Genomic DNA, 18,710 nt, shown 5'->3' with positions numbered 1-18,710 from the left:
CAGTCGGATGTCGCGAAGCCGCGGCGGGCGGAAGGGCACGACCACAGGTGGACCAGGATCCCACGAGCAGCGGCGCACGGGCGGATTCCGACGGCGCGTCGACCCTCGATCTGAGCGGGCGGTGCGTCGGCAGCTCGTACATCCTCATCCGCCCGATCGGCCACGGCGCGACCGGGACGGTGTGGCGCGGCGTCGACCGTGCCACCGGCGAGTCCGTGGCCGTCAAACTGCTGCACGAGAGCCTGCTGCGCCAGCCCAAGCTGGTGACCCGCTTCGTGCAGGAACGCACCATCCTGCTCATGCTGCGGCACCGCAACGTCGTGCGGGTCCGCGACCTGTTCAGCGTCGGCGAGACCCTCGGCCTGGTGATGGACCTCGTCCCGGGCGGCAGCCTCCGCGACTACTTCCGCGAGCACCCCACCCTCACGCCGGGCGAGGCGGCCCGGCTCGGCGCCCAGGTCGCGGCGGCGCTGGCCGAGGCGCACGGACTCGGCATCGTGCACCGCGACCTCAAGCCGGACAACATCCTGTTGCACCGCGAGGACGGCCGGCTCGACATCCGGCTGACCGACTTCGGCATCGCCCGGGTGCTCAACACCCCCAGCCTGACCACCACCAACGCGGTCGTCGGCACCCCGCACTACATGGCTCCGGAGGCCTTCCACAGCTCCTCGACCAGCCCGGCGGCCGACGTGTACGCCCTCGGCGTGCTGCTCTACGAGATGGTGTCCGGGCGGCCGCCGTACGACAGCGACACGGTCACCGACCTCATGCAGCTGCATCTCCAGGGCAGCCCGGAACGCCGGCCCGGGATCCCCGACCCGCTGTGGGACCTCATCGCGGCCTGCCTCGAGCAGAAGCCCCGGCTACGCCCGGACGCCGGAGAGCTCGTGGTGGATCTCGGCGCCGTGGCCCGCGCCCTGGCGGACGCCCCCGCCCTGCCCGCCCCCGAGCCCGCCACGGCGGCCGCCAAGCCGAGGAGGTCCCGGACCCCCGATCCGGAGCCGCCCGCCGCCCCGCCGAGCCCGCATCCGTCGCTGGCGAGCATGCGCAAACTCCCCGTGCCCCGCCGGCGCAACCAGCCGGCGAGCTGGCGGTGGGCCCGCCCGTGGGCGATGATCGCGCTGGTCTGCTCGGCGATGCTGGCCTCCGGGGTGGCGACCACCGCCTGGCACCTCGGCCGGCCGGACGAGACCCCGTCCGTCGCCCAGGCCGAAGTGCGGCAGCCGCGGCCGTCCGCGGTCGCATCAGCGGTGTCCGTGCCCGTACGCCCGGCTCGCTCCAAGGCCGGCTCCGGCGTCTCGGGTGCCGTTCCCCTGCACGCCGGCCCGGCCGTCCAGGCGAAGACCACCCCGCACCCGCGAACCAGCCGGGCGACCCGGACCCCGGCCCCGGTGGTGGAGAAGACCTACGGACCCTGGGACTGCAACCAGCAGTACGCGCTGAGCTACGACAACGCGATGGCGGTCCGGCCCTGCCACAAGGTGGGGGAGAAGGTGCAGCTCACCGGGACCCTGACCGCCCCGCGCGACGGCACCGCCTCGATCTCGCTCGAACTGCGGGACACGGCGACGGGCAGCAGCGTCCCCGCGAAGACGTGTGACGACGTGGTCTTCCGGGAGGGGGCCCGATCGCGCGAGTGCGGGACCGCCACGGTGAGCCCGCGGCGTGGCCACCACTACCAGGTGGTGATGTCCTGGCGGTTCACCCGCGACGGCCGGGTGGAGGCGGGTTCGGCGAGGGGTCACGAGTTCACCTTCTGATTGGTAGGGTGCCGCCGTGCGGAAGATCTTGGCGGCGGGGCTCGCGATCGGTGCTCTTGTCCTGGGGCTCGGCGTGGTGCGCGCTTTGTCCGCCGACGCCGCGGTTGTGCCCCCGTACCATCCGTCGAGGCTCCGGGACATCGGCGACTCCCGGCAGGTCGTCGTCGTGACCGGCAACGGGCGCACGTCGTCGTACGCGACGTTGCGGACGTACCAGAAGAACAGCAACGGCAGCTGGAGCCAGAAGTTCGCCGGCATGCCGGCCCGCAACGGGTACGCGGGCTGGGAGTGGGCGAGCCGGCGGGTGCAGAACACCGGTACGACCCCGATGGGCACCTTCCGCATCACGACGGCGTTCGGGCTCAAGGCCAACCCCGGCACCCGGGTGAAGTACATCCACGCCGACAGCGACGACTACTGGGTCGGCGACAACCGCGACCCGAAGACGTACAACCTCTTCCAGTCGAAGGCCTCGGGCACCCGGACGTGGCGCAAGGGCGAGTCCGAGCGGCTCGCCGCCTACCCCACGCAGTACGAGTACGCCGCCGTCATCAACTTCAACCGGCCGCTGGGCTCGACGATCAGCTGGGACACCGCGCACGGGCAGTACGTGACCAGCCAGCCGAAGAATGTGAAGCTCGGTTCGGCCATCTTCCTGCACATCAACGGCGCCGGCTCGACCGCCGGCTGCGTCTCACTGCGCCGCGCCGACCTCATCGCCGTGCTGAAGTGGCTCGACCCGGCGATGACCCCGCGCATCGTGATGGCGCCGCTCGCCGACATCGGCCGCGCGTGAAATACGGTCGCGCGTCTGATCGTTGACGCATACCGTGATCGCCATGTTCGCGCCCGGTCTGCAGCTGCCCGCGGGGTTCTCCCTGCCGGCCGCTCCCGCGTGCGTTCTTCCCGGCGCCGATACCCGAGGCTGACCCTTCCCCGACAGCACCAGAACCCAGGGGGAGGGTGGCTCGGCCCTGCGCGGGTTCTGACTTCCTTTTTCCGTTTCTTACATCCAGTAAGGACATACCCATGGCCAAGAGCCAGTTCATCCGTACCAAGCCGCACCTCAACATCGGCACGATGGGCCACGTCGACCACGGCAAGACGACCCTGACCGCCGCCATCACGAAGGTCCTCGCCGACCGTGACCCGGCAACCAACCGGTACGTCGCCTTCGACGGGATCGACAAGGCCCCGGAGGAGCACGACCGCGGAATCACCATCAACATCGCCCACGTCGAATACGAGACCGAGCACCGCCACTACGCCCACGTCGACATGCCCGGGCACGCCGACTACGTGAAGAACATGATCACGGGGGCGGCACAGGTGGACGGCGCGATCCTCGTCGTCTCGGCCCAGGACGGCGCCATGCCGCAGACCCGCGAGCACGTGCTGCTCGCCCAGCGGGTCGGCGTGCCGTACCTGGTCGTCGCCCTGAACAAGAGCGACGCCGTCGAGGACGAGGAGCTGCTCGACCTGGTGGAGCTGGAGGTCCGCGAGCTCGTCGGCGAGTACGGCTTCCCCGGCGACGAGGTGCCGGTGGTCCGCGTCAGCGCGCTCAAGGCCCTCGAGGGCGACCCGCGCTGGACGGCGTCCATCATGGACCTGCTCGGCGCGGTCGACGCGTACGTGCCGGTCCCACCGCGCGAGCTGGGCGAGCCGTTCCTGATGCCGATCGAGAACGTGCTCACCATCAGCGGGCGCGGCACCGTGGTGACCGGGAAGATCGAGCGTGGCACCCTGCGCGTCGGCGAGCCGGTCGAGGTGGTGGGGCTCGGCCCGACCATCGCCACGGTGGCGACCGGGCTGGAGACGTTCGGCAAGTCGCTGCCGTCCGCCGAGGCGGGCGACAACGCGGCCGTCCTGCTCCGCGGCATCAAGCGCGACCAGGTGCAACGCGGCCAGGTCGTGGCGCTGCCGGGCAGCGTCACCCCGCACAAGAGCTTCCGGGCCCGGATGTACGCCCTGACGAAGGAGGAGGGCGGACGGCACACGCCGTTCGTCGCGAACTACCGCCCGCAGTTCTTCTTCCGTACCACGGACGTGTCCGGCGCGATCGACCTCGGCGACCTGCCGATGGTCATGCCGGGCGACACCGTGGAGCTGACGGTGCACCTGGGCAAGGAGGTGCCGATGGACGCCGGGCTCGGCTTCGCTGTGCGCGAGGGCGGGCGTACGGTCGCCGCCGGCACGGTGACCGAGCTGCTCGATTAGCGTTCGCCCGCGTCGTAGCGTGCGCGGGCGGTGTGGACATCGGGGATGTGGGTCTCCGCCCACTCCTTGATGGCCCGCTGCAACGGCAGCAGCGCTGCACCGAGCGGAGTCAACGCATAGTCCACCCGGGCCGGCACGGAAGGTGTGACGGCCCGGGTGACTATTCCGTCGCGCTCAAGCTTGCGCAGGGTCTGGGTGAGCATCTTCTGGCTGGCCCCCGCGACGGTACGGGCGAGCTCGGCGTGCCGCAGCGGCCCGTCGGCCAGCGCGCTCACCACCAGGGTGAGCCACTTGTCGCTCAGGGCGGACAACAGGTCGTGCCCCGGGCACTCGGCCAGGTTGGCGTTGTACGCCCGGCGCGCCCGCTCACGGCGCTCGGTGGCGGAAACGGTGACCATGCGAACCTCCGGGTACCCCGGGCACTTGAAGGTGCCTCCTTACCGGTGCACCCTATTCTTCCTAGCCTTTCCGGCATGCAGGCAGTGATCGTCCGCCGATTCGGCGGCCCCGACGTTCTCGAACTGGCCGAACTCCCACCGCCGCGCCCCGGTCCCGGACAGGTGCTGATCCGGGTGGCCGCCGCCGCGGTGAACCGCATCGACCTGTCCACCCGGGCGGGCCGGATCACCGAGGCCGGATTGCTCGCTCCCGCACCCGTCGTCGCGCTCGGCTGGGACGTCGCCGGCGAGGTGGAGTCGACCGGGGCGGGCGTGACCCGCTTCGCCGCCGGGGATCGGGTGATCGGGCTGCGGGACCTGCTCTCCGCCTTGGGCACCCAGGCCGACCAGGTGGTCCTGGACGAGAGTGCGGTCGCGCCCGCACCGGCGGGTGTCGGCGACGCCGAGGCCGCCACGCTCCCCCTGGCCGGGCTGACGGCGGACGGCTCGCTGGAGCTGACCGGGCTCCGCCGCGGGCAGACCTTGTTGGTCACCGGCGCCGCCGGCATGGTCGGCGGACTCGTGCTGCAGCTCGCGGCGCTGCGCGGCATCCGGACCGTGGCGGCTGCCGACGCGGCGGACGAGCCGCTGCTGCGGCGCCTGGGCGCGGAGCGCGTGGTGCCTCGGACGGACCGGCTCGGGGCAGCGGTACGGGATCTGGTGCCGGGCGGCGTGGACGCGGTGGTCGACGCCGCCGTCCTGGGCATCGGGGCGCACGAGGCGCTGCGCAGCCGCGGGGTCTTCGTCGCCCTGGTCGCGCCGTTCGCACCGCCGCCCCTGCGCGGCACCACGGTGGTGGTGCAGGAGGTCTACGCTGACGGCGCGCGACTGGCCGGGCTGGCGGCGCTGGCCGGGGCCGGACACCTCACCCTGCGCGTTGCCGGCACGCTGCCCCTCGCGCAGGTGGCCGAGGCTCACGAGCGGTTCGCCGCCGGAGGCGTACGCGGCCGGCTCGTGCTCGTACCGTAAGGCTTCGTCAGCCCTGCTCGTCGTCGCGCTTGCGCAGCTCCTCCTCGCGGCGGCGCAGATCCGCCTCCCACTGCCTCATCCTTGTCTCGTCCTCGTGGAGCGACGCGGAAAGGTTGCCCAGGAACGCCGGGTCGTCATCGGGGGCGACGGGCCCGCTGCGCGACGGCCGCTCGTTCTCGGGGAAGCCGCGGCCCGGCCGCCACATCTCGCCGTTGCTCATCCGGATCGCCCGGGGCGGGCGGCCCGCCACGAACCAGGCGATCGCACCGATAGGGGAGAACAGCAGGATGATGAAGACCCAGGCGACCCGCGGCAGGGCCCGGATCGCGTACTCCTCGGCGGAGAGGCAGTCGATCAGCGCGACGACCAGGAGCGCCACGTCGAGCAGCATGAACAGCGAGTAGAGGCGGACCATGGCGGAGATCGTCTCAGAATTCCGCCGTTTACGGGGACCGGCCCACGGCCCGGCGGTGGTGGATCCGCCGGGCCGTGCCGCGAGTGCTCAGTTCAGGGCGGACTCCAGCGCCGGCAGGTAGCCGCTGCGGTGGCCGGTGCCGGTCGGGTGGAAGGAGTCGGTCGGCGGGAACAGTTCCAGGCCGTGCAGCCACGGGCTGGGCCCGCAGATGCCGTGGCCGGCGAAGTCGTCGGTCACGTCCGACCAGGTGAAGGCCGCCGCCCGGGCGCGGGCCTCGATGACCTTGTTCAGCTCCACGGCGCCGTTGTTGAGGGTCTTGCGCTTGGGGATGCTCATGCCGGCGAAGCCGCAGCTCGGGGCGGACTCGTCGAACAGGATCGGGTAGCCGAGCACGACCACCTTCGCGTTCGGCGCCTTGGCGCGGATGTCGCGGTAGGTGGCGTCCAGGGCGGCGGGGATCTCCTCGTCGAGGAGTTCCAGCGCGTCGGCGACCTTGGCGGCGCAGCCGGCGTCGCTGACCAGCGTGCAGGTCATGATGGTCGACGCGAAGCCGACGTCGTTCCCGCCGATCGTCACGCTGACCAGGTCGGTGCCGGTCGAGAGGGCGGACAGCTGGCTCGAGCGCAGCGAGCTGGTGGTGGCACCGCTGCAGGCGACCGAGCGGAACGACGCCGGCGAGTGGGCGGTGCTCCACAGCCCGGGGTACGCGTTCATGCTGCGCATGCAGGTGCCGGTCTGCCCGGACGTGCCTACGCCGGAGGAGTAGGAGTCGCCGAGGGCGATGTAGTCCCAGTCCGCCGGGGACGCGGCGGCGGGAGTGGCGGTGAGGACGGTCAGCAGGACGGACGAGACGAGGCAGGCGAGGGCGGTGGTACGTCTGCTCATCGGGGGGCCTCCGGATCCACGAGGGATGTGCGGGGCCGAAGCGCTTCGGTTACCGAAGAGTAAGTCAAGGCTTTGGAGAAAGAAACACGGTGATTTTATTGATACCTTGTAGTAACATACGTCGATGTGACCTGCATGTATGTCATGCAGTAATTCTCTGTGCGCGCAGTGCTACCGGACTCAAGGTGGACACAGGCGACGTACAGCCTGCGCTCAGCTGGGGCGAATAACGTCGCGGGCATGGATGAGCTCAGGGCCCGCCGGGTGGTCGAGACGCTGCGCGGGCGCAACGTTTTCGCACATGTGAAGCTTCCCCACGCCGGCATCACCCAGTACGGGATCCGGGTCGTGCTGCCGGACGGCCGGGAGGCCATCTGGGACAACGACGGCACCGCCGGCCTCGAGGCGCAGGTCATGCGGAACGGCGTCCTGGTCGGCTTCGTGCCGTCGATCCCCGGCTCGGAGAGCTTCGGCGACGAGCAGATCATCGAGGCGATCGCGGCGGCGGACTACGACCAGCCGGTGGGCCGCTCCCGGCCGGTGGGGGCGGGCCGCCGTCCGGCGCCCGCCGCGCCGCGCCCGCCCGGACTCGCCGAGCGCCTGCGCCGCACCTTCCGCGACTGACGCGTCAGGGATCCGGCTGCTCCGGCGGCAGCGGAATGCACAGGCTCACCGCGCCGCGCAGGTCGAGCCACGCCCTGTCCGGCCCGCGCACCAGCCGCAGGATCACGTCCTGACAGGACGGGCACCGGGCCACGAGGCCGGGCGCCGGCCCCCACAGGCGCAGCGTGGCGACCACGCTCGCCTGCCCGCATCCGGCGCACGTGGCCACCGCCTCGGTCAGGTCGACGGCGAAGATCTCGCCGAGGTCCCCGCCCATGGCGTTGCCGTCGAGCTCGAAGTCGTAGGTCATGCCGTACCCCCGAATCGCTCGGTCTTGATCTTCTTCGGGTCGTGGCCCAGCGCGACGAGGATGTCCGCGGCCGCCTCGACGAACCCGGTGGGGCCGCACACGAAGATGTCCGGGGCGAAGTCCGGCGGCCAGCCGTGGGTGTTCAGCGACGCCACGCCGAGCCGCGCCGGCGGGCCCGGCCGGCCTTCCGGAGCCTCGCGGGTGTAGGCGTGGTAGACGTCCAGGCCCGGGTCGTCGCGGACGCGGCGGGCCAGCTCAGCGCCGAAGAGCGCGTCGCGTGGGGTGCGCACGGAATACACGAGGCGGAAGGGTTGGCGGCCACGGACGTCCCCGCGCGCCCGGATTATCGCCATCAGTGGGACGAGACCCGAGCCCCCCGCCACCAGCAGCACCGGCGCCGGGGTGTTGCGCCACACGAACCAGCCGCCGATCGGGCCCCGCAGCTCGAACCGCTGGCCCGGCTCCATCACGTCGGTCAGGTAGGACGAGACCTCGCCGTCCGCGACGCGCTGGACGGTGAGCTCCACCGGCCCGCCTTCGCGCCACGAGGACGCGATCGAGTAGCTGCGCTGGGCCGAATAGCCGTCGGCGGCGGTCAGGCGCAGGTCGACGTGCTGGCCCGGCAGGTGGCCCGGCCAGTCCGGCACGTCCAGCACGAGGGTGCGCGCGGACGGCGTCTCCCACCCGGCCCGCGCCACGGTGGCGACCCGCCAGCTCAGTCTCCCTGGTATCGCTGCTCGCGCCACGGGTCCCCGTACATGTGGTAGCCGGCCTCTTCCCAGAAGCCGGGCTCGTCGTGCTGGAGCAGCTCGATGCCGTTGACCCACTTGGCGGATTTCCAGAAATAGAGCGCCGGTACGACCAGCCGGGCCGGCCCCCCGTGCTCGGGATGCAGCGGCTCACCGTCGAACGTGTGCGCGATCCACGCCTTGCCGTCGAGCAGGTCGTCCAGCGGCACGTTGGTCGTGTAGCCGCCGTAGCTGTGCACCATCGTGAAGTCGGCCGTGGTCTCGATGTCCTCGAACAGCGTGTCCAGCGAGACGCCGCGCCACGAGGTGCCCACTTTGGACCACTTCGTCACGCAGTGGATGTCGGCGGTGAAGGTCTCCTGAGGCAGCGCCTTGAACTCGTTCCAGGTCCAGCTGGTCTGCCCGCCCGTCTCGTCGGTGACGGTGAACGACCAGCGGTCCAGCGGGACGCGGGGCGTCGGCCCGGCCGACAGCACCGGGAACTCGGGCGTGAGGTACTGCCCGGGCGGCAGGTCGGGCCGCGAGGAGCGCCGCCGCCCGCCGAATCCCGGAGAGATGATGCTCATCCTCAGCAGTAAACTCCAGGTTCCCGGCCGGCGACAGCTCAGCCGACGCCGAACTGAGCGCCGTCTCCGGGAAGGGCCTTGCCGTCCACGTCGTAGGCGGTGAGCTTCGTCAGCTTCGCGCCGGGCTTGACCTGGGCCGGGTCGAACCAGAAGGCGATGATCGAGGGATCGCCGCTCCACGGCGCCAGGGTCGCATCGACCCGGCGCCCGTCGGCCAGCACGGTGATCCGGGCCGCATTCTCACCCGAGTAGTAGCCGAAGGCGGGGGCGTCGAGGCCGTCGACCCCCGTCGGCGCCTGGGCGGCATGGAAGCCGGGAGCCTTGTCCGAGCCTTCCGTCTCGTTGGTCAGCACCTCGCTCTTCAACACCCCGCCGGCGGTGCGCCGCCCGACGGTCAGCCCGAAGGAGATGTCAGGTAACGCCTCCTCCTCGATCGGCGTGAACCAGAGCACGATCGGTTCGCCGGTGGAGGTCGTCAGGTCGGTGGCGATCACGTCGCCCAGCACGTCCCCGGGCGGTTCGGCGGAAACCGGGCCGGACGGCTGCGCGGCAGCCACTCCCGGCCGCGCGGGTGCGGTGCCGCCGCCTTCGCCGCCGAGCCGGGCCAGCTGGCTGCCGCCGACGAGCAGCACCATCACCGCGGCGGCGGAGGTGGCACCGACCGCGAGGCGCCGACGGCGGCGCAGGCGGCCGCCCGCGGCCATGACCGCGCCCAGATCGAGGGGGCGGGGCTCGAAGTCCGGCGGCGAGTGCATGGCGTCCTTCAGATCGTCAAGGTTCGTCATCGTGCCGCTCCACTTTCAAGGCCCTGGCGGGGGGACGGGATCGAGATCCGGAGCTTGGCGAGCGCCCGGGAGTTGAGGCTCTTCACCGTGCCGAGCGAGAGGTTCAGCTCGCGGGCCACGTCGACCTCGGTGATGTCGAAGAAGTGACGCATGACGATGACCGTCCGCTCCCGCGGAGAGAGCGCCTTGAGCGCGCCGACCAACCAGCGCCGCCGGGTGACGTCGTCGGCCACGTCGCGGGGCATCGGCCGCTCGGGCAGCTGCTCGGTCGCGTACTCCCGCAGCGGCCGGCGCCACTGGTCGGTGACCAGGTTGGCCAGCACCGTGCGGGCGTACGCGTACGGGTCCTTGCGGCGCACCCGGCCCCAGGACGCGTACACCCGCACGAGCGCGGCCTGGGCCGCTTCCTCCGCCTGGTGCCGGTCGCCGGTCAGCAGATACGCGGCGCGTTGCAACCGCGCCGAGCTCGCACGCGCGAACTCCACGAACTCGTCGTCACCTCGTCGGCCTAGTCCCACGTCGGCAATGACGGATGAGAGCCGCAAAAGGTTGCAGCAACCTTCCCGGCTTCTCGCCCGTCTCGTTCAGCGTCCCGAAGCATCCGCCCATCATGAGGGAGCTGAGCAATGAACCTGTCCCGGAACCGCTGGATCGTGGCCGCGGGGGTGACCGGCGCCGCCGTAGCGGTGGCGGTGACCGGCGCGGTAGCGGCCAACGCCGCGCAGGAACCGGCGCCGAAGGCACAGGTGTCCACTCCCGACAAGCCGCCGGCGGCACCCGGCGCGGTCGGCTCGGTCATCGACACCGGAATCGCCGCGAAACAGGGCACATGGGTGCTCACTTTCGTCCCGGTGCGTGACGCTGCGATCCCGCAGACCGACTTCGGCGTCATGGCCGGGCGCCGGCAGGCCAGCGGGGCCGTCACGGCCGACGTCATGTCGAACGAGTTCGACGGGCCGGCCAAGGCGCCCGGATTCCACGGGGTGCAGGGCGCCATGGAGGTCGAGGGGGAGCCCGCTCCGGCCTTCGGCTACTACGTCGGCGACGCGAAGAAGATCACGGCGAAGGCCGGCGGCCGTACGGTCACCGCGTCGCTGGCGGCATGGAGCGAGGACGCGTCGGTCAAGGCGTTCTGGTTCGACCCGAAGATCACCGCGGTGTCGGATCTGCGCGCCTTCGACGCCTCGGGCGAAGCGCTCGTCACCGGCCACAACGGGGTCGGCGTCGGCTAGACCCAAGCCGTCCGCACCCGCTCGGCGACCTCCGCCGCCTGCGCCCGGCCGGCCTCGGCGGCCGGGGCGCGGCGCGCCGGGTCGAGCGGGTTGCGGCCGATCGCGGTCAGCGCGGCGTCGGTCGGGCTGACCACGGCCGTACGCACGCCGGGGCCCAGCGCTCTCGCCTGCGCGGCCGGACGATCGGTACGCCGGGCGGCGGCGACGATGGGCGCGATCACCACGACCCGGTCATACCCCCGGGCCAGGTCGACGTTCGCGACGGATCGGACGCCGCCGTCCACGTACCGTCGTCCCGCGACCGTCATCGGCGGCCAGACCAGCGGCACCGCGCAGCTGGCCGCGACGGCGTCGATGAGCGACACCCCGCTGTCGCGGTCGAAGACCCGTACCTCGCCGGTCAGGGCGTCGACCGCGGGCACGAGCAGGCGGGCCGCGGGCCAGTCGTCGCGCCGGACCCGGGTGGCGATGGCGGTGCGACGCTGGGACTCGGGGATCGTGCGCGCCCGCAGCGCGGCCCTGCCGAGGCGAGCCCGCCCCTTCGCCCGGTCGCCCGGCCAGAGCGCGGCGAGCACGAAGCCGAGCAGCACCCGGGTGCCGATGGCCGCGCTGGTGTCGCCCGTGGTGTCGGCGAGCTCGTGGGCGTACAGGTCGGCCAGTGGGTGGCCCTCGGTCAGCTGGGCGGCCACCACGGAACCTGCGGAGGTGCCGACGAACAGGTCGGCGCCGGTGAGGTCCATGCCCCGCTCCGCCAGCCCGTACAGCAAGCCGATCTCCCACGCGACGCCGGTGACGCCGCCACCGCCGAGGACGAGTGCACGCTTCTCCATGCGCCCACTATCGCCCAGGGCTCTTTCAGGCGCGGAAAAGGGCCGTGTACCGGGCCGCCGAGCCGGGGTTCTTGAGGCACTGCCCGTCGGTGCGGAACAGGCTCGACTGCACGCCTCCCTCGCCGCAGTCCGAGAAGTACGCCTCGTACGCCAGATGCGCCGCGTGCGCCGCGAACCACTCGTGCATCCACGTCACGAAGGCGGGGTTCTCGTGGCCCGCGTCCCCGGTCGGCACCACGCCCCACTCGCCGACGGCGAACAGCTTGCCGTGGCTGCGGGCGAAGTCGTAGAGCCAGGTGAGGCCCTCGGGACGGGCGGCCGTACGGTCGAACGCCTCCTTCGTCGGCGACCACGGGAAATGGTCGTAGTTGTCGATGCCGACGATGTCCACGTAGTCGTCGCCCGGATAGCAGTTGGTGCTCACCCCGCCGCAGACGCCCGCCGGCGTGTTGTGCGCGTTGATCGTCCAGTCGAGGAGGACCTCCGGGTCGGCCGCCCGGATTGCGTCGGCCGCCCGCCGGTAGCAGGCGATCCACGTCTGCGGGTCGTCGGCCCGCCAGGACGAGGTCTTCTCGTTGAACTCCCAGCCGAGCCGGACCACCGAGTCGCCGCGGAAGTGGCTGCGCATGAGCGTGCCGAACGCCCGCCAGTCCGCGTCGTGCTCGCCGCGCGCACAGGCGGCCAGGTCGGCCTGGGCGCCGTTCGGCACCAGGCCCTGCGAGATCACCAGCATGCCGTCGAAGCCGGAGAAGAACTCGAACGTCCAGCCGGTGCCGCGGGTCATCGACTCCCACGAGGTGCGGTCGGTGTAGGTCTGCGCGATCCGGCAGGGCCGCCCGCGGGCCGAGCAGAAGGCGTTCACGTGCGCGGTGTCGAAGACCGGGTCGCCGTTCACGCCGGAGAGCCCGTCGGCGCCCGGCCAGGAACCGTCGGCGCGCGGCAGGGCGATCAACTGCCGGGCCGACCGGGGATCGGCGGGTTTCACGGTGCGGGCGGTGGCGCGCGTCGACGGGAGCGGCGAACCGGCCGGCGAAGACGCGTCCGCGGCTGCCCGAGGGCCCGGCTCGGACGGACTCTCGCCGGTGCCGGTGGTGGCCACGCCGACGGCAAGGCCGGTGAGCACGAGGACCGTCGCGAACGCGGCCAGCAGCAGCGACCGCCGGTTGCCCGGTCGTTCCTCGGCCATGCGTGTTCTCCCCGGAGGTTTGGGTTACCTAAAATGGCTCGGCAATTCTAGCCGAATCGCCGAATGTCGTGCCGCAGTGGCGTACGCGCGCCTTCTCAATGGTTTATCGTCGGCAGGGGGAAAAGGAGGCGGACAATGACACAGATGATGGAGATGCCGCGCGTGCAGACCTGCACGGTCAGCGGCTGCGGCTACAACCACGACGGCTGTACGGCCTTCGCGATCACGATCGGCCGGGCCAGCTCGGAGTGCGACACGTTCGTCGAGGGTGAGCAGGGCGGGATGGGTCAGGCCATGGCGCAGGTGGGTGCCTGCAAGCGGGCCGAGTGCGTGCACAACACCGACCTGGAATGCCACGCTCCGGCGATCACCGTGGGCGCCGCGCATGACCGCGCCGACTGCCTTACGTTCGAGGGCCGATAATCGTCTGAGTGAGCCTTGCCTAAGGCCGCCGCCCCATTATCGGGGGTGGTGGCCTTTACTTTTCTCCGCCCATTCACCCGGCGCGGGCCGCGGGGTTGACCTCAGGGTGAGAACACGCTAGGTTGATCTCAGATCGAGTCATACTCACTCTGAGACGAACCGGGCGGACGATGGACGAGCGGACCTTCCTCGACGGCTACGAGCCGGCGCAGTTCCCGGCCGTGGCGGTGACGGTCGACATCGTCGCGCTGACGATCCGGGACGGCCGCTTGCACGTGCTGCTCGTCGAGCGCGGCGGTCACCCCTTCGCCGGCTGGCGCGCGTTGCCGGGCGGCTTCGTCCGCGACGAGACCCTCGACGACGCCGCCCTGCGCGAGCTGGCCGAGGAGACCGGCCTGCGCCCCGGCGAGGGCCGGCTCGATCGCGTCCATCTGGAGCAGCTGCGCACGTACGGCGACCCGGGCCGCGACCCCCGCATGCGGGTCGTCTCGGTGGCCTACCTCGCCTTCGCCCCGAGCCTGCCCGACCCCCGGGCCGGCAGTGACGCGGCGGGCGCGTTCTGGGCGCCGGTGGACGAGGTGGGCGAGCTGGCCTTCGACCACGCCGCGATCCTCGCCGACGGCCTCGACCGCGCCCGCGCCAAGCTCGAGTACACGCCGCTCGCCACCGCGTTCGTCGAGCCGGAGTTCACCATCGCCGACCTGCGCGCCGTCTACGCCGCCGTGTGGGGCGAGGAGCCGCACGCCGGCAACTTCCATCGCAAGGTGCTCTCGGTGCCCGGCTTCGTGGACAGCACCGGCGAGACGGCCGCGCGAGCCGGGGAGCGCGGCGGTCCGCGGCCCCGGCTCTACCGCGCCGGCGACGCCCGGCTGCTGCACCCCGCGCTGCTGCGGCCCGACCGCGAGGACTCCGTCCGATGACCTCGTTCGTCGCGAGCGGTGACGTCGCCGAGCTGTACGAGGTGGGCGACCACGCGCTCCTCAAAGTGCCCCGGCTGCCGGCCGACAACGACCTGATGCGGGCCGAGGCACACGCGTTGACCACGGTGCACCGCGACGGCGATCCCCGGCACCGCGCGTACGCCCCGCGCCTCATCGAGTCCTTCACCCACGAGGACGCCGACGGGGTCCGGCGTACGGCCACAGTCCTGCAACGGCAGTCCGGCTTCGTCCCGCTCACCGGCCTGGAACACCGCCTCGACCCGCGCGACGTCGCCTGGATGTGGCGGCGGCTGCTCACCGGCCTGGGCTGGGCGCACCGGGCCGGGGTGGTGCACGGCGCGATCCTGCCGGAGCACGTGCTCATCCATCCCGACGAGCACGGCGTGGTGCTCGTCGACTGGTGTTACAGCGTCGCGCCGGGTGCGAGCATCCCCGCCCTCGTCGCCCGCCACCGCCACGCGTACCCGCCCGAGGTGCCCGCCCGGCAGGCGGCCACCCCGGCCACCGACATCTACATGGCGACCGGCCTCATGCTGCGGCTGATGGCCGACCCGCCGGCCGCCCTGCGGCGCTTCGCGGCCGGCTGCCGCTACGCCGCCCCGCGGATGCGCCCCCAGGACGCGTGGCGGCTCCTCGCCGAGCTCGACGAGCTGCTCGAAGACCTGTACGGCCCCCGCCGGTTCCGCCCCTTCGCGCTGCCGGCCTGATGGAAGGAGACCACCATGGGAAGCGGACGCTGGTCCACCGACGTCTACTCCGCCGCCGCGGGCTACCGCGCCGCCACGGGCGCGAGCGCCTTCGCGTACAGCGACAGCGGTGCCCGTAAGGCCCACCCGGCACTCGACCCGCGAGGCGTGACCGTGCGCGAGAGCCGCGACAGCGCCGAACACCCGCACAGCACGCCGATCGCCGTCCTGTTCGACGTGACCGGCTCGATGGGGACCGTGCCGCGAGTGCTGCAGACCAAGCTCCCGCAGCTGCTGGGCCTGCTCACCCGCAAGGGGTACGCCACCGACCCGCACATCATGTTCGGCGCGGTCGGCGACGCCACCTGCGACCGCGTGCCGCTGCAGGTGGGGCAGTTCGAGTCGGACAACCGCATGGACGAGGACCTGGCCCGGATCGTCCTGGAGGGAGGCGGGGGCGGGCAGCGCACGGAGTCGTACGAGCTCGCCATGTACTTCATGGCCCGGCACACCGCCCTCGACAGCATCGACCGGCGTGGCCGGCGCGGCTACCTCTTCCTGATCGGCGACGAGATGCCGTACGCCCGGGTGAAGCCCAAGGAGGTCAAGCGTTTCATCGGCGACGACCTGCGCGAGCCGATCGCGGTCGAGGCGATCCTCGCCGAGCTCCAGCGCACGTTCGACGTCTACTACATCATCCCGACGGCGGCGGGCTGGGGCGGCGATCCGGAGATCCTCGCGCACTGGCGGCGGCTGCTGGGTCAGCAGGTCATCGAGCTGGACGACCTGGACGCGGTCTGCGAGACCATCGCGCTCACCGTCGGCCTGGGGGAGGACGCGATCGACCTCGACGGCGGGCTGGCCGACCTCGTCGACGTCGGCTCGACAGCGGGTGCGTCGGTCGGCCGTGCCCTCGCCCCGCTCGGCACCGGCCGGGGAACGGTCGTCCGGACGTCGCTCGCCCTCGGCAGCGGTCCTTACGGTGGCCGCGGCCCTTCCGGCGGCGGCCTTTCCGGCGGCAGCGGCAACGAGCGGCTGTGACGGGCGGCCACGTCGCCGTGGCCGATCTCGGCTACGGCGACGCCGGCAAGGGGACGATCGTCGACGCGCTGTGCGGCACCGGTCCGGTGCGCGCGGTGCTGCGCTTCAACGGGGGAGCGCAGGCCGCCCACAACGTCGTCGCCGGGGGCCGGCACCACACCTTCGCCCAGTTCGGGTCGGGCACCTTTCACGGGGTGCCCACCCACTTGACGCGGTTCGTGGTCGTGGATCCGCTCGCGCTGGCCGCCGAGGCGGCCGCGCTGGGCAATCCTTTCCATCTGCTCACCGTCGACGAGGACGCCCTGCTCGCCACTCCGTGGCATCGCGCCGCCAACCGGGTCCGCGAGAGGCGGCGCGGTGGGCGCCGGCACGGTTCGTGCGGCATGGGCATCGGCCAGACCATGGAGTACGCCCTCAGCCACGCCGACGCCCCACGGGTGGCCGACACCCGCTCGCCCCACACCCTGCGCCGCCGCCTCGCCGCCGTCCGCGACCGGCTGACCGCCACGGTCGGCCCGCTGGACGCGCCACCGCTGGACGACGTCGTGGCGGCGTTCGCAGCGTTCGGTGCCGCGGTGTCCGTCGTGGACGGTTCTTTCGTCAGGCGGCTGCTGGGCGAGGGCCGCTGCGTGTTCGAGGGCGCGCAGGGCGTGTTGCTCGACGAGTGGCGCGGGTGGCATCCGTACACGACGTGGTCCACCACCACCTTCGACAACGTGGCCGCGCTCTGCGACTCGTTCGAGCGGCTGGGGGTGGTGCGGACGTACACCACCCGGCACGGGCCCGGCCCGTTCGTCACCGAGGCGCCCCTGGACCTGCCGGAGCGGCACAACGGCGTGGGGGAGTGGCAGGGAGCGTTCCGCGTCGGCCACTTCGACGCGGTCGCCCACCGGTACGCGGTCGAGGTGGCCGGTGGCGTCGACGCACTGGCCGTCACCCATCTCGACGCGCCGGCCCGCTGTCGTGAGCTGCGCGTCTGTACCGCCTACGACGCCGGGGGCGTCCGGGTGGAGCGGATAGCGGCGGGGCCGGCGCGGGACCTCGGCCATCATGCACGGCTGACGACGATGCTGACCGGCGCCCGGCCCGCGCGCTTGTACCGCCCCGCGGACTGGGCGGGGGAGATCGGCGAACTGCTGGGAGCGCCGGTGCGGATCGAGTCTTTCGGCCCGGGTCGTGCGGACAAGCGCTTCAGCGCACTGCCGGGTGTGAGCGGGCGGGGACCCTCCGCCCCCGCCCGCCCGCTTGCCCCGCTCAGTTGAACGGATCGAGGGTGATGTACGCCGTCTGCGGGCTGCCGTCGTGCACCAGCGACTCGTTCGCGCCGACGTCGTCGAAGGCGAACGCGTACGCCTTGCCGTCCGCCATCTGCGCGTGGATCTTCCGGGCGTAGTGGTTGGTCACCGCGTCCTGATAGAACGCCGACGGCACGTTGTACGGCTGGTTGGCGCTGGTCAGCAGCGTCGAGCGGTTGAAGCCCGCGCACAGGGTCCGCGAGATCGGGCCGCGGACCAGGTCGTTCGGGGCGTCGAGCAGCTTGTAGCAGCCGAAGATGCTGTCCGAGTCCGGCTTCTGGAAGCTGGTCACGATCTGGCCCGAGCCGTTGGTGAAGTTCATGACGTTGCCCGAGACGCGCCCGTAGTACTTCGTGTTCGGCTGGTCCGCGAACGGCGTCACGGTGAGCGTCGAGGTGCTGTAGCGCGACCAGACGCGGTTGACGTAGTCGTTCATCACTCCGGCCGGCAGCGCGCCCGCCTCGATGCCGTGGCCGGGTGCCAGCGCGCGGATGATCGTGCCGTCGCTGCGGGTCCGGATGAGGTTGGCCCAGCCGCCGGGCTGGCCGCGCAGGGCGTTGAAGAAGCCGTTGTAGCCGCCCGGCTTGAGGTGGCCGGTGCTCTTCGTCGTGCCGTTCGGCAGCTTCACCCCGACCGCGTACGGCGCCGAGAACATGTCGACCTGGGTGCTGTTGATCCACAGGCCGTCGTTGTTCAGCGTGTACTCGGACCAGTTGAAGAGGATGTTGACGTTGGGGTCGGTCGGGTTCTGCACGGCGGGCTGGACGAGGCCGCCGGTGGTGAGCTTGAAGACGATCTTCTGGCCGTACGAGAAGTAGACCCGCCCGGAGAACTTCGGCATCCGGATGGTGATGCTCTGGCCGTCGGCCGGGCCGGCGATGGAGGCGTCCGGGGCGGGGCTCGGCGGGTTGCCGCCGGCGGGCCACGCGTGGAAGGTGCCGTTCGCGTCGGCCCAGCCCTGCTGCCCGGTCGCGAGCAAAGTGCCGAGATTGTAAATATAGACGCGGTCGCCGCGCCCCGACTTGTTCGTGATCGTGAGCGGGATCGTCGCGGTGGTCACGGACGCGTGCGCGGCCGGCGTCGTGATCACGGCGAAGACGGCGGACATCGGGATGGACAGGGCGGCGAGGACGGCCGCCAGGACGGGCTTTCTTCGCATGGCAACTCCTGGGGATGAGTCTCTGAGAGCGCTCTCACACGCCGGTGGAAGAGCGTGAGAGCGCTCTCAGCGTTCATCGGAGAGTTACGTTTGTCAATTGCCAATAATATTTCGGCTCCGAGCCCCCGGTCGCTGCATCTCCCGTCCGGCTGGGCCGAGGTGATCGGCGAACCGTTCGGCGCGCCGGTGCGGGGCCGAGTCGGGGAGCGACAAGCGGC

Annotated in this window: 22 protein-coding genes; 11 read left to right on the top strand and 11 right to left on the bottom strand. The window is 71.9% G+C overall.

Features of this window, described 5'->3' with window-relative positions:
- The first annotated feature begins 47 nt into the window (after positions 1-47).
- The 3 genes from AB0368_RS15745 to tuf all read left to right on the top strand — a co-directional run bounded on the left by AB0368_RS15745 (position 48) and on the right by tuf (position 3,980).
- Positions 48-1,763 (top strand): serine/threonine-protein kinase, encoded by a 1,716-nt coding sequence (locus AB0368_RS15745; protein ID WP_366154561.1) that lies wholly within the window; start codon positions 48-50, stop codon positions 1,761-1,763.
- Between the two features lie 16 nt (positions 1,764-1,779).
- Entirely contained in the window at positions 1,780-2,559 is a 780-nt protein-coding gene (locus AB0368_RS15740) for a L,D-transpeptidase family protein (protein ID WP_366154560.1), read from the top strand.
- 233 nt (positions 2,560-2,792) lie between these two features.
- Positions 2,793-3,980, top strand: coding sequence for an elongation factor Tu (gene tuf, locus AB0368_RS15735; protein ID WP_366154559.1), 1,188 nt, complete (start codon positions 2,793-2,795; stop codon positions 3,978-3,980).
- Here the strand turns inward: tuf and AB0368_RS15730 are convergent.
- Positions 3,977-4,378: a helix-turn-helix domain-containing protein gene (locus AB0368_RS15730; protein WP_366154558.1), complete on the bottom strand. Its 402-nt coding sequence runs from the start codon at positions 4,376-4,378 to the stop codon at positions 3,977-3,979. The genes tuf and AB0368_RS15730 overlap by 4 nt on opposite strands.
- Positions 4,379-4,453: 75 nt before the next feature.
- Here AB0368_RS15730 and AB0368_RS15725 point away from each other — a divergent pair, with 75 nt between their 5' ends.
- Positions 4,454-5,386, top strand: coding sequence for an NADP-dependent oxidoreductase (locus AB0368_RS15725; protein WP_366154557.1), 933 nt, complete (start codon positions 4,454-4,456; stop codon positions 5,384-5,386).
- Between the two features lie 7 nt (positions 5,387-5,393).
- On the opposite strand, the gene AB0368_RS15720 is transcribed toward AB0368_RS15725, so the two are convergent.
- Positions 5,394-5,801 carry a PLD nuclease N-terminal domain-containing protein gene (locus AB0368_RS15720; RefSeq protein ID WP_366154556.1) on the bottom strand — a complete coding sequence of 136 codons (408 nt, stop codon included), beginning with the start codon at positions 5,799-5,801 and terminating at the stop codon, positions 5,394-5,396.
- 87 nt (positions 5,802-5,888) lie between these two features.
- Entirely contained in the window at positions 5,889-6,686 is a 798-nt protein-coding gene (locus AB0368_RS15715) for an SGNH/GDSL hydrolase family protein (protein WP_366154555.1), read from the bottom strand.
- Positions 6,687-6,926: 240 nt separating this feature from the next.
- On the opposite strand from AB0368_RS15715, the gene AB0368_RS15710 reads away from it, so the two are divergent.
- Entirely contained in the window at positions 6,927-7,310 is a 384-nt protein-coding gene (locus AB0368_RS15710) for a hypothetical protein (RefSeq protein WP_366154554.1), read from the top strand.
- 4 nt (positions 7,311-7,314) lie between these two features.
- Here the strand turns inward: AB0368_RS15710 and AB0368_RS15705 are convergent, their stop codons facing one another.
- Genes AB0368_RS15705 through AB0368_RS15685 form a run of 5 tightly spaced genes read right to left on the bottom strand, consistent with a single transcriptional unit; the run spans position 7,315 to position 10,217 of the window.
- Positions 7,315-7,599, bottom strand: coding sequence for a DUF6510 family protein (locus tag AB0368_RS15705; RefSeq protein WP_366154553.1), 285 nt, complete (start codon positions 7,597-7,599; stop codon positions 7,315-7,317).
- Positions 7,596-8,330, bottom strand: coding sequence for a ferredoxin reductase (locus AB0368_RS15700; protein WP_366154596.1), 735 nt, complete (start codon positions 8,328-8,330; stop codon positions 7,596-7,598). The genes AB0368_RS15705 and AB0368_RS15700 overlap by 4 nt, the downstream gene beginning before the upstream one ends.
- Positions 8,315-8,914, bottom strand: coding sequence for a sulfite oxidase-like oxidoreductase (locus tag AB0368_RS15695; RefSeq protein WP_366154552.1), 600 nt, complete (start codon positions 8,912-8,914; stop codon positions 8,315-8,317). Before AB0368_RS15695 ends, AB0368_RS15700 begins: the two co-directional genes overlap by 16 nt.
- A gap of 38 nt (positions 8,915-8,952) precedes the next feature.
- A complete protein-coding gene (locus tag AB0368_RS15690) occupies positions 8,953-9,699 on the bottom strand; it encodes a hypothetical protein (protein WP_366154551.1) in 747 nt (248 codons plus the stop codon).
- Positions 9,696-10,217, bottom strand: coding sequence for a SigE family RNA polymerase sigma factor (locus tag AB0368_RS15685; RefSeq protein WP_366154550.1), 522 nt, complete (start codon positions 10,215-10,217; stop codon positions 9,696-9,698). Before AB0368_RS15685 ends, AB0368_RS15690 begins: the two co-directional genes overlap by 4 nt.
- 108 nt (positions 10,218-10,325) lie before the next feature.
- On the opposite strand from AB0368_RS15685, the gene AB0368_RS15680 reads away from it, so the two are divergent.
- The gene (locus tag AB0368_RS15680; protein ID WP_366154549.1) at positions 10,326-10,931 is read left to right on the top strand and encodes a hypothetical protein; all 606 of its coding nucleotides are present in this window, start codon (positions 10,326-10,328) and stop codon (positions 10,929-10,931) included.
- On the opposite strand, the gene AB0368_RS15675 is transcribed toward AB0368_RS15680, so the two are convergent.
- Together AB0368_RS15675 and AB0368_RS15670 are read right to left on the bottom strand one after the other, a co-directional pair.
- Positions 10,928-11,761, bottom strand: a complete 834-nt coding sequence (locus AB0368_RS15675; protein WP_366154548.1) for a patatin-like phospholipase family protein — start codon at positions 11,759-11,761, stop codon at positions 10,928-10,930. The genes AB0368_RS15680 and AB0368_RS15675 overlap by 4 nt on opposite strands.
- Before the next feature lie 25 nt (positions 11,762-11,786).
- Positions 11,787-12,947, bottom strand: coding sequence for a glycosyl hydrolase (locus AB0368_RS15670; RefSeq protein WP_366154547.1), 1,161 nt, complete (start codon positions 12,945-12,947; stop codon positions 11,787-11,789).
- Between the two features lie 135 nt (positions 12,948-13,082).
- Here AB0368_RS15670 and AB0368_RS15665 point away from each other — a divergent pair, with 135 nt between their 5' ends.
- From AB0368_RS15665 to AB0368_RS15645, 5 genes are all read left to right on the top strand, one after another.
- Positions 13,083-13,370 (top strand): DUF1540 domain-containing protein, encoded by a 288-nt coding sequence (locus AB0368_RS15665; protein WP_366154546.1) that lies wholly within the window; start codon positions 13,083-13,085, stop codon positions 13,368-13,370.
- 170 nt (positions 13,371-13,540) lie between these two features.
- Entirely contained in the window at positions 13,541-14,290 is a 750-nt protein-coding gene (locus AB0368_RS15660) for an NUDIX domain-containing protein (RefSeq protein WP_366154545.1), read from the top strand.
- Positions 14,287-15,018, top strand: a complete 732-nt coding sequence (locus AB0368_RS15655) for a molecular chaperone DnaJ (RefSeq protein WP_366154544.1) — start codon at positions 14,287-14,289, stop codon at positions 15,016-15,018. Before AB0368_RS15660 ends, AB0368_RS15655 begins: the two co-directional genes overlap by 4 nt.
- A gap of 15 nt (positions 15,019-15,033) precedes the next feature.
- Entirely contained in the window at positions 15,034-16,038 is a 1,005-nt protein-coding gene (locus AB0368_RS15650; protein ID WP_366154543.1) for a hypothetical protein, read from the top strand.
- Positions 16,035-17,300, top strand: a complete 1,266-nt coding sequence (locus AB0368_RS15645) for an adenylosuccinate synthetase (protein WP_366154542.1) — start codon at positions 16,035-16,037, stop codon at positions 17,298-17,300. Before AB0368_RS15650 ends, AB0368_RS15645 begins: the two co-directional genes overlap by 4 nt.
- Here the strand turns inward: AB0368_RS15645 and AB0368_RS15640 are convergent.
- The gene (locus AB0368_RS15640) at positions 17,293-18,492 is read right to left on the bottom strand and encodes a glycoside hydrolase family 64 protein (protein WP_366154541.1); all 1,200 of its coding nucleotides are present in this window, start codon (positions 18,490-18,492) and stop codon (positions 17,293-17,295) included. The two genes, AB0368_RS15645 and AB0368_RS15640, sit on opposite strands and share 8 nt — an antisense overlap.
- Positions 18,493-18,710 lie beyond the last annotated feature (218 nt).

Source organism: Actinoplanes sp. NPDC051475, from assembly GCF_040689425.1.
Lineage (GTDB): Bacteria > Actinomycetota > Actinomycetes > Mycobacteriales > Micromonosporaceae > Actinoplanes.
This window is presented reverse-complemented; position numbering and strand designations above follow the sequence as displayed.

Coding starts and splice junctions, on each gene's coding strand:
- tuf (WP_366154559.1), top strand. CDS start 2,793: ATGGCCAAGAGCCAGTTCATCCGTACCAAGCCGCACCTCAACATCGGC.
- AB0368_RS15730 (WP_366154558.1), bottom strand. CDS start 4,378: ATGGTCACCGTTTCCGCCACCGAGCGCCGTGAGCGGGCGCGCCGGGCG.
- AB0368_RS15725 (WP_366154557.1), top strand. CDS start 4,454: ATGCAGGCAGTGATCGTCCGCCGATTCGGCGGCCCCGACGTTCTCGAA.
- AB0368_RS15720 (WP_366154556.1), bottom strand. CDS start 5,801: ATGGTCCGCCTCTACTCGCTGTTCATGCTGCTCGACGTGGCGCTCCTG.
- AB0368_RS15715 (WP_366154555.1), bottom strand. CDS start 6,686: ATGAGCAGACGTACCACCGCCCTCGCCTGCCTCGTCTCGTCCGTCCTG.
- AB0368_RS15710 (WP_366154554.1), top strand. CDS start 6,927: ATGGATGAGCTCAGGGCCCGCCGGGTGGTCGAGACGCTGCGCGGGCGC.
- AB0368_RS15705 (WP_366154553.1), bottom strand. CDS start 7,599: ATGACCTACGACTTCGAGCTCGACGGCAACGCCATGGGCGGGGACCTC.
- AB0368_RS15695 (WP_366154552.1), bottom strand. CDS start 8,914: ATGAGCATCATCTCTCCGGGATTCGGCGGGCGGCGGCGCTCCTCGCGG.
- AB0368_RS15690 (WP_366154551.1), bottom strand. CDS start 9,699: ATGACGAACCTTGACGATCTGAAGGACGCCATGCACTCGCCGCCGGAC.
- AB0368_RS15680 (WP_366154549.1), top strand. CDS start 10,326: ATGAACCTGTCCCGGAACCGCTGGATCGTGGCCGCGGGGGTGACCGGC.
- AB0368_RS15675 (WP_366154548.1), bottom strand. CDS start 11,761: ATGGAGAAGCGTGCACTCGTCCTCGGCGGTGGCGGCGTCACCGGCGTC.
- AB0368_RS15670 (WP_366154547.1), bottom strand. CDS start 12,947: ATGGCCGAGGAACGACCGGGCAACCGGCGGTCGCTGCTGCTGGCCGCG.
- AB0368_RS15665 (WP_366154546.1), top strand. CDS start 13,083: ATGACACAGATGATGGAGATGCCGCGCGTGCAGACCTGCACGGTCAGC.
- AB0368_RS15660 (WP_366154545.1), top strand. CDS start 13,541: ATGGACGAGCGGACCTTCCTCGACGGCTACGAGCCGGCGCAGTTCCCG.
- AB0368_RS15655 (WP_366154544.1), top strand. CDS start 14,287: ATGACCTCGTTCGTCGCGAGCGGTGACGTCGCCGAGCTGTACGAGGTG.
- AB0368_RS15650 (WP_366154543.1), top strand. CDS start 15,034: ATGGGAAGCGGACGCTGGTCCACCGACGTCTACTCCGCCGCCGCGGGC.
- AB0368_RS15640 (WP_366154541.1), bottom strand. CDS start 18,492: ATGCGAAGAAAGCCCGTCCTGGCGGCCGTCCTCGCCGCCCTGTCCATC.